Raw genomic sequence first — 16236 nt, forward strand, 5'->3', positions numbered from 1 at the left:
TCGGCCTGCAGCCTGACGACGGCCCGATGCTTCTTTTTGTTCTAAAGCGCCTGGCGCAGTCGGTGCTGGTGATGCTCGTCGTCGCCCTGATCGCCTTCGCGCTGTTCCGCTACGTCGGTGATCCCGTCGACAGCATGGTCGGCCAGGACACGACCCTCGAGCAGCGCGCCGACCTGCGCGAGCGCCTCGGCCTCAACGACTCCTTCCTCGTCCAGTACGCCCGCTTCATCGGCCGGGCCGCCACCGGCGACTTCGGCCAGTCCTACCGGCTGCGCCAGCCCGTCGACGAGCTCCTCGCCGAGCGCTTCCCGGCCACCTTCGAGCTCTCGCTCGTCTCGGCCGTGATGGCGCTCCTGATCGGCGTGCCGATGGGCGTCTACACCGCCCTCAACCGGCGCGGGCTTCTCAGCCGCGGCTTCATGACCCTGTCGCTGATCGGCATCTCGCTGCCGACCTTCCTGATCGGCATCCTCCTGATCCTCGTCTTCGGCGTGGTCCTGCGATGGCTGCCGACCTTCGGGCGCGGCGACGTCGTGCAGGTCGGATGGTGGACCAGCGGCCTGATGACCAGGAGCGGGCTGTCCTCGCTGATCATGCCGGCGATCACCCTCGCGATCTTCCAGATGACGCTCATCGTCCGGCTGATCCGGGCGGAGATGCTGGAGGTGCTGCGCGCCGACTACGTCAAGTTCGCCCGTGCGCGCGGACTCAAGCCGCGTACGATCAACTTCTCCATCGCGCTGAAGAACACGCTGGTGCCGGTGATGACCATCATCGGCCTGCAGATCGGCTCGATCATCGCCTTCGCGATCATCACCGAAAGCGTCTTCCAGTGGCCGGGCATGGGCCTCCTGTTCATCCAGGCGATCGAGAACGTCGACATCCCCGTCATGGCAGCCTACCTCATGCTCATCGCGTTCATCTTCGTCGTCATCAACCTCGTCGTCGACGTGCTCTACTTCGTCGTCGATCCCCGGCTGCGGGTGCAGGGCCGATGAGCGAAGTCGAAAGCGCCATCGACGCGGACCTGATCGGCTGGCGGGCCCGGCTCGCCGACAACGACCTGTTCCACGCCTTCATCCACTCGCCGACGGCGATCGTCTCGACGATCGTCACCCTCCTGATCTGCCTCGGCGCACTGTTCGCACCCTGGGTCGCACCGCACGATCCCTTCGACCTCGCCAGCGTCGACCTGATGGACTCGCTGCTGCCGCCGCCCTGGATGGACGGGGGCTCGTTCAGCTTCCTGCTCGGCACCGACGACCAGGGCCGCGACGTCTTCTCGGCGATCCTCTACGGCTCGCGCATCTCGATCCTCGTCGGCTTCCTGTCGGTGATCTTCGCCGCTGCCATCGGCGTCGTCGTCGGCCTCGTCGCGGGCTACGCCGGCGGCCTCGTCGACGCGATCCTGATGCGCATCGCCGACGTGCAGCTGTCGTTTCCCGCCATCCTCATCGCGCTCCTGATCGACGGCGTGCTGCGCGGCATCCTGCCTCGAGGCGACTACGACCAGATCGCCGTCTACGTGCTGGTGCTGTCGATCGGGCTCAGCTTCTGGGTCCAGTATGCCCGCACCGTGCGGTCCTCGGTGATGATCGAGCGCACCAAGGAATACGTGCAGGCGAGCCAGGTGATTGGCCTGCCGACGCGCACGATCCTGTTCCGCCACATCATGCCGAACGTCCTCGGCCCGGTGCTCGTCATCGCCACCATCCAGCTGGCGCTCGCGATCATCACCGAGGCGACCCTGTCCTTCCTCGGCGTCGGCGTGCCGCCGACCTCCCCCTCGCTCGGCACCCTGATCCGGGTCGGCAACGACTACCTGTTCTCGGGCGAGTGGTGGATCACGATCTTCCCCGGCCTGGCACTGGTGATCCTGGTGCTGGCGATCAACCTGCTCGGCGACTGGCTGCGCGACGCCCTGAACCCGAGGCTGCGCTGATGACCGTGCTTCTCGCCCTCGACGGCCTCCGGGTCGAATTCCCGTCCCGCCGCGGCGACGTCGTCGCGGCCAAGAACATCACGCTCGAGCTCAACGCCGGAGAAATCCTCGGCGTGGTCGGCGAATCGGGCGCCGGCAAGTCCACCATCGGCAACGCCGCGATGGGCCTGCTCGAGCGGCCCGGCCGCGTCGCCGGCGGCACCGTCACGCTGGAAGGCCGGCGCATCGACAACCTGCCGCCGGAGGCGATGCGGCAGCTGCGCGGCGCGCGCATCGCGATGATCTTCCAGGATCCGCTGACCTCGCTCGATCCCCTGCGCACCATCGCCGAGCAGCTGGTCACCACGATCCGCACGCACCTGCCGGTCGGCGAAGCGGAGGCGCGCCGGCGCGCGCTGCACCTGATGGAACAGGTCGGCATCCCCGATCCGGCGGTGCGCATCGACCACTATCCGCACCAGTTCTCAGGCGGCATGCGCCAGCGCGTGGTGATCGCGCTCGCGCTCTGTGCCGAGCCGCAGGTCATCATCGCCGACGAGCCGACGACGGCGCTCGACGTGTCGATCCAGGCCCAGATCCTCGATCTCCTGCGCCGGCTGGTGAAGGACTCCGGCGCCGGCATGATCATCATCACCCACGACATGGGGGTGATCGCCGAGGTCGCCGACCGTGTCGCGGTGATGTACCGCGGCGACGTGGTCGAGACCGGGCCGACCGCCAAGATCCTCGGCGACCCCGACCACGCCTATACCCGCAGCCTGATCTCGGCCGTGCCGCGGCCGGACGTGAAGCTCGAGCGCTTCCCGCTGGTCGAGCACATCGAGAGCGCCGGCCCGCGCAGGGATCTCGACCTGAAGACGCACTGGCTCGGCCAGCGGCGCGACTATCAGGAGGTCGACGGCCCGCTGCTCGCGGTCGAGGGCCTCCAGATGCTGTTCCGCACGGGTTCGTTGTTCGGCGGCGGCCGCCACGAGGTGCGCGCCGTCGACGGCGTGTCCTTCGACATCCGCAAGGGCGAGACCTTCGGCCTCGTCGGCGAATCCGGTTCGGGCAAGTCGACGATCGCCCGGCTGATCACCGGCATCTACCGGCCGACCGGCGGCGCGATCCGCTTCGCCGGCACCGACCTCACGACGCTGCGCAGCCGCACGGCGCTGAACCGCCACCGGCGGCAGATGCAGATGATCTTCCAGGATCCGTATTCGTCGGTGAACCCGCGCATGATCGTGCGCGACATCGTCGCCGAGCCGATCCGCTTCCACAAACTGGCGGGCTCGGAGGCCGAGACGCGCCGGATCGTCGCCGACCTCCTCGACCATGTCGGTCTCGGCGCGCGGGCCGCGTTGAAATACCCGCACGAGTTCTCCGGCGGCCAGCGCCAGCGCATCTCGATCGCCCGGGCGCTCGCGACCCGACCGCGCTTCCTGATCTGCGACGAGCCCACCTCGGCGCTCGACGTGTCGATCCAGGCGCAGGTGCTGAACCTCCTGAAGGACCTGCAGGACGAGCTCGGGCTGACGATGCTGTTCATCAGCCACGACCTGCCGGTGATCCGGCAGATGTGCGACCGAGTGGCGGTGATGCGGCGCGGCCAGATCATGGAGATCGCCGAGACCGAGGCTCTGTTCGAGCGCCCGCAGCACGAGTACACGCGCCACCTCCTCGACCTGATGCCGAAGATGGTGAAGGCCGGCGACGAGCGCAGGACCGCCGCCGGCTGACGGGCGCAGCGCTTACGAGCCGCCAGCCTGTTTCGCGCCTCATCGCCTCGGCTACGTGGCCTGGTCCTGGAGGAAGCGGTAGCCGACGCCGGGCTCGTTGAGGATGAAGCGCGGCTGCGCGGGGTCGTCGCGGAGTTTCGCGCGGATGCGGCCGATGAAGACGCGCAGATACTGCACGTCCTCGCCATGCGCCGGCCCCCAGACCTCGGACAGGATCTGGCGGTGCGTGACGATGCGGCCGGCATTGACGGCGAGGAAGCGCAGGAGGTCGAACTCCTTGCGCGTCAGCCGCACCGGCTCGCCGGCGAGCGCCACCTCATGGCTCGCGAGATTGAGGTGCAGGTCGCCGAACGCCAGATGCGCCGGCTCGGCGCTCCGACCGGCATCCAGGCGCGCGCGCAGGAGCACCCGCACCCGCGCCAGCAGCTCCGCGATGCCGAAGGGCTTGGCGACGTAGTCGTTGGCACCGGCGTCGAGCGCTGCGACCTTCTCGGACTCGGCCTGGCGGACCGACAGGATGAGGATCGGCACGCGCGACCACTCGCGGATGCGGCGCACCACCTCCTTGCCGTCGATGTCCGGCAGGCCGAGGTCGAGGATCACAAGGTCGGGCTGCTCCGTCGCGCTCTTCGCCACGCCGTCCTCGCCGCGCGCCGCCTCGACAACCTTGAAGCCGTGCGCCTCCAGCGCGATGCGCAGGAAGCGGCGGATCTGCGGCTCGTCGTCGACGATGAGAATGCGCCCCGCGCTCACGCTGCCTCTCCTGCGCCCGCCGCCTCCGGCCGGGTCTCCGTCAGCTCCGGCCCGGCCCGCGGCAGCTCGACCTCGATCCGGGTGCCGCTGCCGTCCGGCTTACCGGGTTCCGCCCGGATGCTGCCGCCATGCGCTTCCAGGATGCCGCGGCAGATGGCGAGCCCGAGCCCGGTGCCGGCCTTCTGGCCGTCGCCGGCGCGCACTCGGTAGAACATGTCGAAGACCTTGTCGCGGTCCTCGGCGGGGATGCCGGGCCCGGCGTCGGTGACCGACACCGCGATCCGCTCCCCCTGCGCCTGTCCGGACACCGTGATGCGGGTCCCTGGCTCGGCGTATTTGGCGGCATTGTCGAGGATGTTGGCAAAGACCTGCTCGAGCAGCACCGGGTCGCCGTCGACCGGCGGCAGATCCTGCGGCAGGTCGAGCGCGACCGTGTGCCCCTGCAGGGTGCGCGCCAGCCGGCGCAGCACCCGGCCCACCACCTCCCGCAGATCCACCGCCTCGTGCCTGAGCGTCAGCGCCCCATAGCCGAGGCGGGTCATGTCGAGGAGGTTCTGGACGTAGCGGTTGAGGCGCTCGCCTTCCTCGAAGACCGTCTCGGCCATCGCCCTGCGCCCCGCGCGGCCGAGGGCGTCGTCGTCTTCCATCAGGCTCGACGCGGCGCCGATGATCGAGACCAGAGGCGTGCGCAGGTCGTGGCTGACGGAGGAGAGGAGCGCCGTCCGCAGCCGCTCGGTCTCCGAGAGGATGCGGCTCGCCTCGATGTCGCTGGCGAGGCGTGTGCGCTCGATGGCGACCGCGATCTGGTCGACCAGCGCATCGAGCAGGCGACGATCCGACGGGGTGGGATAACTGCCCTGGCCGAAGCGCACGCCGAGCAGCCCGACGGACGCAGCGCCCGTGCCGAGCGGCAGGAACAGCCAGGACGAGCTCGGCAGCGTCACCGAGCTCCAGCCGGCCGGCTCGCGGTGCTCGTGCGCCCATTCGGCCGCGCCCCAGTCCTTCACGTCGAGCCGGTCCTCCGGCGGGTAGCCGCCGAGAATGGCGAGCCGCCCCCGCTCGTCCGGGCCGAGCACCAGCGCGTCGCATTTCAGCGTCGCCGCGACGTGGTGCACGGCGGCCCAGACAACGTCGTCCAGCGATGCGGCGCTCGCGATCTTGCGGCTGAATTCGTAGAGCCGCATCGTCCGCTCGGCGATGGCGCGCTGCGAGGCGGCCTGAGCGCGCAGCCGTGCGGCCTGATTGCCCGTGACGATGGAGACCACCAGGAACAGGAGCAGCGTCAGCACGTCGCTTTCGCGGTGGATGCTGAGCGTATGGTACGGCTCGGTGAAGAAGAAGTTGTAGGCCAGGAACGACAGGACGCTGGCAAAGATCGAGGGCATCAGCCCGTAGCGTGCGGCGGCGAACAGGACGGCCAGCAGGAAGACGAGGGCGAGGCTCGCCGCCGGCATCACCCGCAGCACGAGGTGGGCGGCGGCGCAGGCGAGCGCCACCGCGACCGCCGACCACAGATAGGAATGCGGCCGCCACTCCACCGAGCCGCGCGGCAGGCGCAGGCCGTCGTCCTCCGTCTTGGCGTCCGGCGAAACGATCGTGACCTCGAAGTCGGTGGCCTGTCTGAGGATCGAGTCGGCGACCGTCTCGCGCACGAAGGCCGGCAGCCAGAAGCGCTTGCGCGCCCGGCCGATGACGATGCGGCTGACATTGCGGGACCGCGCGAAGGCGACGATGTCCTCTGCGACGCGCGCACCGGTGGTCAGCGACACCGTCTCCGCGCCGAGGCTCTCGGCGAGCCGCAGCGTCCCGACCAGCGCATCCTTTTCCCGCTCCGGCAGGCTCTCGGTCGCGGGCGTCGCCACGGTCAGCACGATCCACGGCACACGCGCCCGCTCGGCCATGCGCTTGGCGGCGCGCACGACGCTGCGGGCGACCGGCGCCTCGTTGACGCAGACGAGGATGCGGTCCTGCGCCGGCCACGGCCCGGCGATCGCATGGCTGCGCATGTGCGCCGTCATCTGCGCGTCGACGCGATCGGCGGCGATGCGCATCGCCAGCTCGCGCAGCGCCGTCAGGTTGCCCTTGGAGAAGAAGTTCTGGATCGCGCGGGCGATCTGGTCCTGCACGTAGACCTTGCCCTGCCGCAGCCGGGCGATCAGCTCCTCCGGCGGCAGATCGACGAGTTCGATCTCGTCGGCGAGTTCGAGCACGGTGTCCGGCACCGTCTCGCGCACCCGCACGCCGGCGATCCGCGCGACGATGTCGTTGAGGCTCTCGAGATGCTGGACGTTGAGCGTCGACAGGACGTCGATCCCCGCGGCGAGAAGATCGGCGACGTCCTGCCAGCGCTTGGCGTGGCGGCTGCCCTCGACATTGGTGTGGGCGAGCTCGTCGACGAGGGCGAGCGCCGGGCGCCGGGCGAGCAGGCCTTCGAGATCCATCTCGGGCAGCGCCCGGCCGCGGTAGAACAGCCGGCGACGGGGCAACACCTCGAGGCCGGCGAGCAGCCGCTCGGTCTCGGTGCGGCCGTGCGTCTCGACGATGCCCACGACGACGTCGAGGCCCTCGGCCTGCCGCTGGCGGGCCGCCTCCAGCATGGCGAAGGTCTTGCCGACACCGGGCGCGGCGCCGAGGAAGATCTTCAACCGGCCGCGGCCCTCGCGGGCCGCTTCCGCCAGCAGCGCATCCGGTTCGGGGCGGGTCTCGGCGTCGGACATCGGATGGCGTTAGCGAGCCGCGGTGTTCGGCGCAATCGTCGTCGCGCCGGCGGCCTGCGGGGGCGTGCGGGCGGCAAGGTCGTCGAGCGCGAGATTGAGCGCGAGGACGTTCACCCGCGGCTCGCCGAGGACGCCGAACGTCCGGTCCTCGACCTGCCGGCGGACGAGATCGCGCAGCACGGCCGGATCGAGGCCGCGGCTCCGCGCGACGCGCTCGACCTGAAACAGGGCCGCGGCGGGCGAGATGTGCGGGTCGAGGCCGCTCGCGGAGGTCGTCACGAGGTCATCCGGCACCGGCACGCCCGGATTCTCGGCGGCCAGACGCGCCGCGTCGGCTGCAACGCGATCGTGCAGCGCCTTGCTGGTGGGCCCGAGATTGCTGCCGGCGCTGGCGCCGCCGTCGTAGTTCGCCGCGGACGGCCGCGGCTGGAAATAGCCGGGGTCGGCGAAGCCCTGCGCGACGAGGGACGAGCCGACGACCGCGCCGTCGCGCCGGAGCAGGCTGCCATTCGCCTGGTCCGGGAAGATCAGCTGGGCGGCGCCGGTCATGGCGAGCGGATAGGCGAGCCCGGTGAGGACGGTCATGGCGGCGATCATCACGAGGGCCGGGCGGATCTGGGAGAGCATCGCAGGAACTTTCTCAGGCGAGAGCTAGAACACTGACCAGGAGGTCGATCGCCTTGATCCCCACGAAGGGGACGACGAGGCCGCCGAGGCCGTAGACGAGGAGGTTGCGGCGCAGGAGCTCGGCGGCCGAGGCCGGCGCGTAGCGCACGCCGCGCAGCGCCAGCGGGATCAGCGCGATGATGACGAGAGCGTTGAAGATCACCGCCGACAGGATCGCGCTGCCGGGGCTGGCGAGCCCCATGACGTTGAGCGCGCCGAGGCCCGGATAGGCGGTGACGAACAGCGCCGGCAGGATGGCGAAGTACTTGGCGACGTCGTTGGCGATCGAGAAGGTGGTGAGTGCGCCGCGCGAGATCAGGAGCTGCTTGCCGACCATGACGATCTCGATCAGCTTCGTCGGGTCGCTGTCGAGGTCGATGAGGTTGCCCGCCTCCTTGGCCGCGGGCGTGCCGGTGTTCATGGCGACGCCGACATCGGCCTGCGCCAGCGCCGGCGCGTCGTTGGAGCCGTCGCCGCACATGGCGACGAGCTTGCCGGCCGCCTGCTCCTTGCGGATCAGCTCCAGCTTGTTCTCCGGCGTCGCCTCGGCGAGGAAGTCGTCGACGCCGGCCTCGGCGGCGATCGCCGCCGCGGTCAGCGGATTGTCGCCGGTGATCATCACCGTCCTGACGCCCATGCGGCGCAGCTCCGCGAAGCGCTCCCGGATGCCGGGCTTGACGATGTCCTTGAGGTGGATGACGCCGAGCGGACGCTTGTCGCGCGCCACCACCAGCGGCGTGCCGCCCGAGCGGGCGATGCGCTCGACGATCTCGTCCAGCGGCTTCGAACGGCTGCCGCCGCACCAGGCGATCACGGCGTCGGCCGCGCCCTTGCGAAGGCTGGTGCCGTCGGCGAGGTCGGCGCCGGACAGCCGGGTCTGGGCCGAAAAGGCGATCTCCTCGGCAACCTCGACGCCGGCGACCACCCCGTTCGGCAGCATCTTTGCGGCATAGTCGAGGACCGAGCGGCCCTCCGGCGTCTCGTCGGCCCGGGAGGCGAGCCAGGCGGCGGCGGCAAGGTCCGCCTCCGCGATCCCCGGCAAGGGATGAAAGGCGTCGGCGCGGCGGGCGCCGAAGGTGATCGTCCCCGTCTTGTCGAGGAGCAGCGTGTCGATGTCGCCGGCGGCCTCGACGGCACGGCCGGACTTCGCGACGACATTCGCCTTCACCAGGCGGTCCATGCCGGCGATGCCGATCGCCGAGAGGAGGCCGCCGATGGTCGTCGGGATCAGCGTCACCAGCAGCGCCACGAGGAAGACCACCGGCACGAAGGCGCCGGAATAGACGACGAAGGGCTCGAGCGTCGCAACCACCATCAGGAAGATCAGGGTCATGCCGATGAGGAGGATGTTGAGTGCCACCTCGTTCGGCGTCTTCTGCCGTTCGGCGCCTTCGACGAGCGCGATCATGCGGTCGAGGAAGCTCTCGCCGCGCCGGGCGGTGATCCGCACGACGATCGCATCGGAGACGACTCGGGTGCCGCCGGTGACGCTCGAGCGGTCGCCGCCGGATTCGCGGATCACCGGCGCCGACTCGCCGGTGATCGCCGACTCGTCCACCGAGGCGATGCCGTCCACGACCTCGCCGTCGGTCGGGATCAGGTCGCCGGCCTCGACGAGGATGCGGTCGCCGGTCTCGAGCGCCTCGGCCGAGACGTTCTCGTGCAGCGCGTTGTCGTCCGGGCGGAGCAGCCGCTTGACGAGCGTGTCGGTGCGCGTCGCCCGCAGCGTGTCGGCGCGCGCCTTGCCCCGCCCCTCCGCCATCGCCTCGGCGACGTTGGCGAAGTAGACGGTGAACCACAGCCAGGCGGCAATCTGGCCGACGAGCACCGGCGCGCCGCCGCCGGCGGCGACATCGCGCAGAAAGAGCACGCTCGACAGCGCCGCCACCACCTCGGTGACGAACATCACCGGGTTGCGGGCCATCACCCGCGGGTCGAGCTTGCGGAGCGCGGCGCCGAGCGCCGGGCGGACGATCCGGGGATCGAGAAGCGACAGGTCCTGGGTCTTCGACATGAAAGGAATCCTCGGCAACCGGGGCCGCGTCAGAAGCTCTGACCGGCGAGCATGGCGACATGCTCGGCGATCGGCCCGAGCGCGAGCACCGGGAAGAAGGTGAGGCCGCCGATGATCAGGATGACGGCGACGAGAAGCGTGACGAACAGCATCGTGTGGGTCGGGAAGGTGCCGGCCGAGGCGGGCACCGTCTTCTTGGCGGCGAGCGAGCCGGCGACGGCGAGCATCGGCACGATGAAGACGTAGCGGCCGAGCAGCATGGCGATGCCGAGCAGCGTGTTGTGGAACACGGTATTGGCCGAGAACCCCGCGAAGGCCGAGCCGTTGTTCCCGGTCGCCGAGGAGTAGGCGTACAGGATCTCCGACAGGCCGTGCGGGCCGGCCGCCGGCGCCGAGGCGGCGGCCGAGGGGATCGCCGCGGCGAGCGCCCCGAAGCCGAGCACGCCGAGCGGCATCACCAGGAAGGCGATGACCGCCAGTTTCACCTCGCGCGCCTCGATCTTCTTGCCGAGGTATTCCGGGGTGCGCCCGACCATCAGGCCGGCGAGGAAGACGGTCAGGAGCACGAAGGCGAGCATGCCGTAGAAACCGGAGCCGACGCCGCCGAAGACGACCTCGCCGGTCTGGATCTGCAGCATCGGCGCGAGCATCGCGAGCGGCTTGAAGCTGTCGTGCATGGCATTGACCGAGCCGTTCGAGGCGGCGGTCGTCGCCGTCGCCCAGAGCGCCGAGTTGCCGGTGCCGAAGCGGACCTCCTTGCCTTCGAGGCTGCCGGCGGACTGGTCGACCGGCAGGTCGGCGAGGAGCGGGTTGCCGCCGATCTCGGAGCCGTAGGTCAGGGCGAGCGCGCCGAGGAAGAGCACCAGCATCGCCGCGAAGATCGCGACGCCCTGGCGCATGTCCTTGACCATCCGGCCGAACAGGAAGGGGAAGGCCGCCGGGATCAGGAGGATCGCCAGCATTTCGACGAAGTTGGTGAGCGGCGTCGGGTTCTCGTATGGGACCGCCGAGTTGGCGTTGAAGAAGCCGCCGCCATTGGTGCCGAGCTGCTTGATGGCGATCTGCGCGGCGGCCGGCCCCTGCGCGATCACCTGCCGGACGCCTTCCAGCGTCGTCGCCTCGACATAGGCGTCGAGGTTCTGGGGCACGCCCTGCCAGACGAGGAACAGGCCGAAGACGATGGACAGCGGCAGCAGGAGATAGAGGATCGATCGGACGAGATCGGCCCAGAAGTTGCCGATCGCCCGCGTCTCGCGGCCGACGACGCCGCGGACCACCGCGACCGCAACCGCGATGCCGGTGGCGGCCGAGACGAAGTTCTGCACCGTCAGGCCGACCATCTGGCTGAGATACGACATCGTCGTCTCGCCGCCATAGGCCTGCCAGTTGGTGTTGGTGACGAAGCTCACCGCGGTGTTGAAGGCGAGATCGGGGGTGAGGCGGGGCAGGTCCTGCGGGTTGAGGGGCAGGACGTCCTGCAGGCGCAGCACCGCGTAGAGGACGAGCCAGCCGGCGAGGTTGAAGGCGAGCGCGGCCAGCGCATAGCGCGACCAATGCTGCCCGGCCGGTTCGGCCCCGAGGCCGCAGGCGCGCAACAGGCCGCGCTCGACCGGCCTGACGACCGGCGTCAGCCAGGTGCGCTCGCCGGAGAAGACCCGCGCCATGTAGAGGCCGAGCGGCCAGGCGAGCGCGGTCAGGGCGACGACGTACAGGACGAACTGGAGAAGATCGGTGGCCATCGCGCGCGCCCTCAGAAGCGTTCGGGACGCACGAGGGCGTAGGCGAGATAGCCGAGAAGGCCGGCGGCGGTGACGGCGCCGAGGACGAGATCGAGGCTCATGGCGGCGCTCAGATCCGCTCGCAGGCGGCGGTGGCGAGCGCCGCGACGGCAAAGAAGCCGAGGGTCAGCGCGAGATAGGCGAGGTCGAACAAGACGGCTCTCCGAGTTTCGGACGAGTCTCAGGTAGGACCAGCCCCCGTCACGGGGCCATTCGTCGAAGCGGCTTCAGGCATCGAGAGTGCATAAACGCGTTACGCTGCGTTTATGCAGAGCGGCCCCAGCGCCGGCGGCGAGCGCCTGCGGAGCGTCAGCCCCGGGCGGCGTTCATCTCCGCAAGGAGAGCCGGCAGGCGATCCCGCGCCGACTGCTGGCGCAGGTCATAGCCGTTGTGGCCATGCGCGTCGATCTCGACGGTCAGCGGGCCGAGGCCTTCGACCTGCATCTTCACCATGCGGTAGTGCGAGACGAGGTCGGTCCAGCCGACGTCGACGACCTTGCGGATGGCGTCCGAATGGAGCGCCGCGCCGCCGCCGAGGATCGAGAGATAGACGCAGCCGACCTCGCGCATCGCCTCGGCCGAGGCCGCGTCGAGGCCGCCCTTGCCGCAGACGAGCGTCAGGCCGAAGTGCCGGATGATCGCGGGCATCACCGGGTTGAAGCGGGTGCTGGTCGTCGGGTTCATGTAGAGGATCTCGAACCCGTCCGGCGTGTCCACGCTGTAGCTGCCGAGATGGAAGAGCGCTGCGCCGTCGAGCGGGAACGGCAGCTCGCGCTTCCCGTCCATCGCCTCCAGGATGCGCTTGTGGGTCGGCAACCCGGCGGTCATCACGATCTCGCCGTCGATGAAGACGAGATCGCCGAGCTCGAGCGCGCGGATCGCGTCGCGATCGACGGGCAGCGTCAGGTGGTGCGTCTTCGGCATGGCCGCTCCTATTCGACCCGCTCGACATGACCGTCATCGTAGAGGCGGGCGCGCGTGCGACGGCTGATCCAGCAGTTGAAGGACACCGCGACGGGCGTGAAGCCGTGGCCGGAGGCGTAGTCGACGTGGACGGCGAGCGCCGTCGTGTCGCCGCCGGTTCCCATCGGGCCGTAGCCGAGCTTGGCGATGGCCGTCATCAGCCGCTCCTCCATCGCGGCGAGCTCCGGCACCGGATTGATCGAGCCGAGCGGGCGGATGGTCGCCATCTTGGCGAGCTTGGCGCAGTGATCGAAGGTGCCGCCGATGCCGACGCCGATGGTCACGGGCGGGCACTGCTGGGCGGCCGTGCGGATGACGACGTCGAGCACGTACTCCTCGATCTCCTGCAGGGTCGGGAAGCTCATGATCTTCAGCTCGGCCCAGCGGCCGGAGCCGAGCGCCTTGGGCGCGCAGGTGACGTCGATGTAGTCGGCGCCGTCCAGCATGTCCCAGCTGACGATCGGCATGTCCTTGCCGGCGTGGCCGCGCTCGTTCGTCAAAGGGTTGGTGACGTGCTTCAGGAGCGGCGGCTGGATCGTCTCGACGAGATGCGCGAAGCCGTCGCTGATGGCGCGCTTCACGTCGCCGGAGAACTGTACGCGCGTACCGACCTTGACGAAGTAGACGGGCACGCCGGAATCCGAGCAAACGAAGCGGTCGCTCTCCTCGGCCCGCTGCGCGCTGTTGCGCATCATCGAAAGCACCTTGCGGGCCGTCTCGTTGCTCTCGATCTCGATCGCCGTTTCGAGCGCGCGCTTGGCGTCCTCCGGGATCTTCTTCAGCGACCACTCGTAGAGGTTCGCGGTGAGGTCCCTGACGGCCTCGTAGCTGATTGCCATGTCATCTTCCTCCTCCGGGCCTCCCGCCCGGCCGCGGCCGCTATCGCGCCGCGTTGAACACATCCCGCCCGGCGCGGAAATCACGGGCCGCGCCGGCCAGCGCCTCACCGATGGCGGCGCGGGTCTCGGCGGTGACGGAGGCGTAGTGCGGCGCAAGCACCACGTTCTCCAAGCCGAGAAACCGCGGGTCGAGCCCGGGCTCGGCGGCGAAGACGTCGAGGCCGGCACCCTTGATCGCGCCCGCCGCGAGCGCCTCGATCAGCGCCGCCTCGTTGACGACGCTGCCGCGCGAGACATTGACGAGGATGCCGTCCGGCCCGAGCCGTTCCAGCACCGCGCTGTCGACCAGGTGATGGGTGGCCGGTCCGCCCGGGCAGCTGAGCACCAGCGCATCAACCCGGCCGGCGAGATCGCCGACCTCGGCCACGAAGCGGTAGGGCACGCCGGTCTTCTCCCGCGGCCCGGTATAGAGGACCGACATGCCGATCCCGCTCGCCCGCGCCGCGATCGTCTGGCCGATCTTGCCGAGCCCGACGATGCCGATCGTCATCGACGACACGCGCGTCGCCGGCGGCAGGCGCTCCGGCCCCCACCGCCCGGCGCGCACGAAGCGGTCGGCCTCGGCGATGCGGCGCCCGACCGCATAGAGCAGTCCCATCGCAAAGTCGGCGGTGTCGGAGACCACCTCGTCCGGCGTGTTGCGTACGATGATGCCGCGGCGCGCCGCCGCCTCGAGATCGATGGCGTCGACGCCGGTGCCGTTGCAGAGCAGGAGCTTCAGATCCGGCAGCCGCTCGAACAGGGCCGCGTCGGCACCGGCCATGCTCGTCGTCACCGCGACGTCGAAGCCGGGGGCGTCGCTGCCTTTGGCATAGGCAACGAGTTGGTTGTCGGCGCCGAGGATGTCGCGCACCTCGGGCGGGATCGGCGCGAGCTGGAGGATGCGGGCGGTGCTCATGCCTGCGCCTCGGCCGCGAGTTCCCCGCCGGGCTGGCGTGCCGCCGCGACGCGCTCGCGCAGCGCCGGCGCGAGGCCCCCGAGGCTCCAGACCTGCAGCATGCCCTCACAATAGGGCCGGAAGCTCAGGCTCCGGCCGGAGGTCAGGCTGCGCACGGTGCCGCCGGCGAGGTCGAGTTCGAGCGCGTCGCCCGTTTCAGCCAGCGCGGTGATGCCGGGACACGGCACGACGGGCAGGCCGACATTCAGGATCTTGCGGATGAAGGCGGAATCGGTCGACTCGCAGATGCAGGCCTTGATGCCGGACTCACGCATCGCGACGCCTGCATGGGGGTGGCTGTGATGGCCGAAATTGCGGCCGGCGACGACGATGTCACCCTCGCGCACCTTCTGGGGGAAGTCCGGATCGAGCAGCACGAAGAGCATCGCCTTCAGCGCCGGCACGTCGTAGGAGCCGAGATCGGGCACCTGCGAGAACTGGATGATGCCGTCGTCGGCGCCGACATTGTCGCCGAACGCCCAGACCCGGCCGCGGATCGCCGTCACGCCGCCCTCCCCTCGATCGCGAGAAGGTCGCGCGGATCGGTGATGCAGCCCGCCACCGCGGAGGCGGCAACCAGCGCCGGCCCGGCGAGGTAGACGCTCGCGGTGCGGCTTCCGTTGCGGCCGTTGTAGTTCATCTGATGGGTGCTCACCGACACCTCCCCGTCGTTGAGGTAGCCCTCGTAGCCCCAGCAGGTGGTGCAACCCGGCGCGAGCACCGTCGCGCCGGCCTCGGCGAAGATCGAGAGCAGGCCCTCCCGCCCGGCTTCGGCGTAGATCTCCCGGCTCGCCGGCGTGACGTACATCGTGACGTGCGGCGCCACGCGGCGTCCGCGCAGGATCGACGCCGCTTCCCGCAGGTCGTCCATCCGGGCGCTGGCACAGGAAGCGATGGCCGCCTGGTCGATGCGGCGGCCGGACACCGCGCCGACGCCGACGGCGCCGAACAGCTCGGGCGGCACGGTCACCATCGGCTCGATGGCCGAGAGGTCGTAGACAGCCTCATGATCGAACGCCGCGTCGGGATCATCGGCGAAGAGTTCGAAGTCGCGACCGCCGGCCCGCGCCCGGGCGTAGGACAGCGCCGACGCATCCACCGGCATCAGCGCCGTGTCGGCGCCGGCGTGGTAGGTGCAGGCCAGCAGCGACTGGCGCTCGTCGAGCGACAAGGTCGCGACCCCCGGCCCGTCATATTGCACGCAGGCCTGGCTGAGGATGTCGGTCTGCGCGTAATCGCGGATGAGGATCTGCGCGAGATCGCGGATGCTGGCGCCGGGGCTGAGCGCGCCGGTGAGGGTGATGCGCACCGGGCGCGGCACCATCATCCAGTTCTCGTTGAGAACGCTGGTGACGACGACCTCGGTCGAGATGGCGAGGTTCATCGCCCCGACGACGCCGATGCTGGCGATGTTCGGCTCGTCGGTGAAGACGAGGAGCCCCGGCCGCGCGAACCCCTCCTCGACCAGCACCTGGTGGCGCAGGCCGGAGCCGGGACCGTAGTAGTTCGCGCCCGTCGCCTCGGCGAAGCGGCGCATCTCGCCGTGATTGCGGTGATAGACCGTGCCCATCCCCGCCGAGGTCGTGTGATCGACCACCATCACCAGCCGGTCGGGTCGGGCCAGCCGCTCGACGCCGGCCTCCTCCATGATCCGCTTGCGGGCCGGCCAGGAGATGTCCTGGCAGCAGGTGTAGTCCGGGCTGACATTGACGTACTGGCCGGGCTCGACGCGCTCGAGCCCGGCGGCGCGCGCCACGATCTTCTGTGTGATTGTCTGTCCCATCGCAAGCCTTCGCCTCACCTCCCGGTCGGCTGCGCCGCGTGCTTCTCGCGCCGGCGCCAAGCG

The 16236-nt window shown here is 70.1% G+C and carries 14 protein-coding genes; 3 read left to right on the forward strand and 11 right to left on the reverse strand.

Annotated features, from left to right (window positions below):
• Positions 1–26 precede the first annotated feature (26 nt).
• From NPA30_RS06725 to NPA30_RS06735, 3 genes are read left to right on the forward strand one after another with little or no spacing between them, the layout of a single operon-like run.
• Positions 27–998 carry an ABC transporter permease gene (locus tag NPA30_RS06725; protein ID WP_256801709.1) on the forward strand — a complete coding sequence of 324 codons (972 nt, stop codon included), beginning with the start codon at positions 27–29 and terminating at the stop codon, positions 996–998.
• Positions 995–1942 carry an ABC transporter permease gene (locus NPA30_RS06730; RefSeq protein WP_256801710.1) on the forward strand — a complete coding sequence of 316 codons (948 nt, stop codon included), beginning with the start codon at positions 995–997 and terminating at the stop codon, positions 1940–1942. The genes NPA30_RS06725 and NPA30_RS06730 overlap by 4 nt, the downstream gene beginning before the upstream one ends.
• Positions 1942–3663 carry a dipeptide ABC transporter ATP-binding protein gene (locus NPA30_RS06735; RefSeq protein ID WP_256801711.1) on the forward strand — a complete coding sequence of 574 codons (1722 nt, stop codon included), beginning with the start codon at positions 1942–1944 and terminating at the stop codon, positions 3661–3663. Before NPA30_RS06730 ends, NPA30_RS06735 begins: the two co-directional genes overlap by 1 nt.
• A gap of 51 nt (positions 3664–3714) precedes the next feature.
• On the opposite strand, the gene NPA30_RS06740 is transcribed toward NPA30_RS06735, so the two are convergent.
• The 11 genes from NPA30_RS06740 to NPA30_RS06790 form a co-directional block, all read right to left on the reverse strand.
• On the reverse strand, positions 3715–4416 hold the full coding sequence (locus NPA30_RS06740; protein WP_256801712.1) for a response regulator: 702 nt from the start codon (positions 4414–4416) through the stop codon (positions 3715–3717).
• Positions 4413–7133 (reverse strand): sensor histidine kinase, encoded by a 2721-nt coding sequence (locus NPA30_RS06745; RefSeq protein ID WP_256801713.1) that lies wholly within the window; start codon positions 7131–7133, stop codon positions 4413–4415. Before NPA30_RS06745 ends, NPA30_RS06740 begins: the two co-directional genes overlap by 4 nt.
• A gap of 9 nt (positions 7134–7142) precedes the next feature.
• On the reverse strand, positions 7143–7760 hold the full coding sequence (gene kdpC / locus NPA30_RS06750) for a potassium-transporting ATPase subunit KdpC (protein WP_256801714.1): 618 nt from the start codon (positions 7758–7760) through the stop codon (positions 7143–7145).
• 13 nt (positions 7761–7773) lie between these two features.
• The gene (gene kdpB / locus NPA30_RS06755) at positions 7774–9813 is read right to left on the reverse strand and encodes a potassium-transporting ATPase subunit KdpB (protein WP_256801718.1); all 2040 of its coding nucleotides are present in this window, start codon (positions 9811–9813) and stop codon (positions 7774–7776) included.
• Between the two features lie 29 nt (positions 9814–9842).
• Positions 9843–11552, reverse strand: coding sequence for a potassium-transporting ATPase subunit KdpA (gene kdpA / locus NPA30_RS06760; RefSeq protein WP_256801721.1), 1710 nt, complete (start codon positions 11550–11552; stop codon positions 9843–9845).
• 11 nt (positions 11553–11563) lie between these two features.
• Positions 11564–11653 (reverse strand): K(+)-transporting ATPase subunit F, encoded by a 90-nt coding sequence (gene kdpF, locus NPA30_RS06765; protein ID WP_256801722.1) that lies wholly within the window; start codon positions 11651–11653, stop codon positions 11564–11566.
• 247 nt (positions 11654–11900) lie between these two features.
• On the reverse strand, positions 11901–12515 hold the full coding sequence (locus NPA30_RS06770) for a fumarate hydratase C-terminal domain-containing protein (RefSeq protein WP_256801723.1): 615 nt from the start codon (positions 12513–12515) through the stop codon (positions 11901–11903).
• Positions 12516–12523: 8 nt separating this feature from the next.
• Positions 12524–13393: a fumarate hydratase gene (locus NPA30_RS06775; protein ID WP_256801724.1), complete on the reverse strand. Its 870-nt coding sequence runs from the start codon at positions 13391–13393 to the stop codon at positions 12524–12526.
• A gap of 40 nt (positions 13394–13433) precedes the next feature.
• Positions 13434–14351 carry an NAD(P)-dependent oxidoreductase gene (locus tag NPA30_RS06780; protein ID WP_256801725.1) on the reverse strand — a complete coding sequence of 306 codons (918 nt, stop codon included), beginning with the start codon at positions 14349–14351 and terminating at the stop codon, positions 13434–13436.
• Positions 14348–14896: a 3-isopropylmalate dehydratase small subunit gene (locus tag NPA30_RS06785; RefSeq protein WP_256801726.1), complete on the reverse strand. Its 549-nt coding sequence runs from the start codon at positions 14894–14896 to the stop codon at positions 14348–14350. Before NPA30_RS06785 ends, NPA30_RS06780 begins: the two co-directional genes overlap by 4 nt.
• The gene (locus NPA30_RS06790) at positions 14893–16173 is read right to left on the reverse strand and encodes a 3-isopropylmalate dehydratase large subunit (RefSeq protein ID WP_256801727.1); all 1281 of its coding nucleotides are present in this window, start codon (positions 16171–16173) and stop codon (positions 14893–14895) included. The genes NPA30_RS06785 and NPA30_RS06790 overlap by 4 nt, the downstream gene beginning before the upstream one ends.
• Between the last annotated feature and the right edge of the window lie 63 nt (positions 16174–16236).

This window comes from Mangrovibrevibacter kandeliae (assembly GCF_024519155.1).
GTDB classification, from domain to species: domain Bacteria; phylum Pseudomonadota; class Alphaproteobacteria; order Rhizobiales; family Rhizobiaceae; genus Mangrovibrevibacter; species Mangrovibrevibacter kandeliae.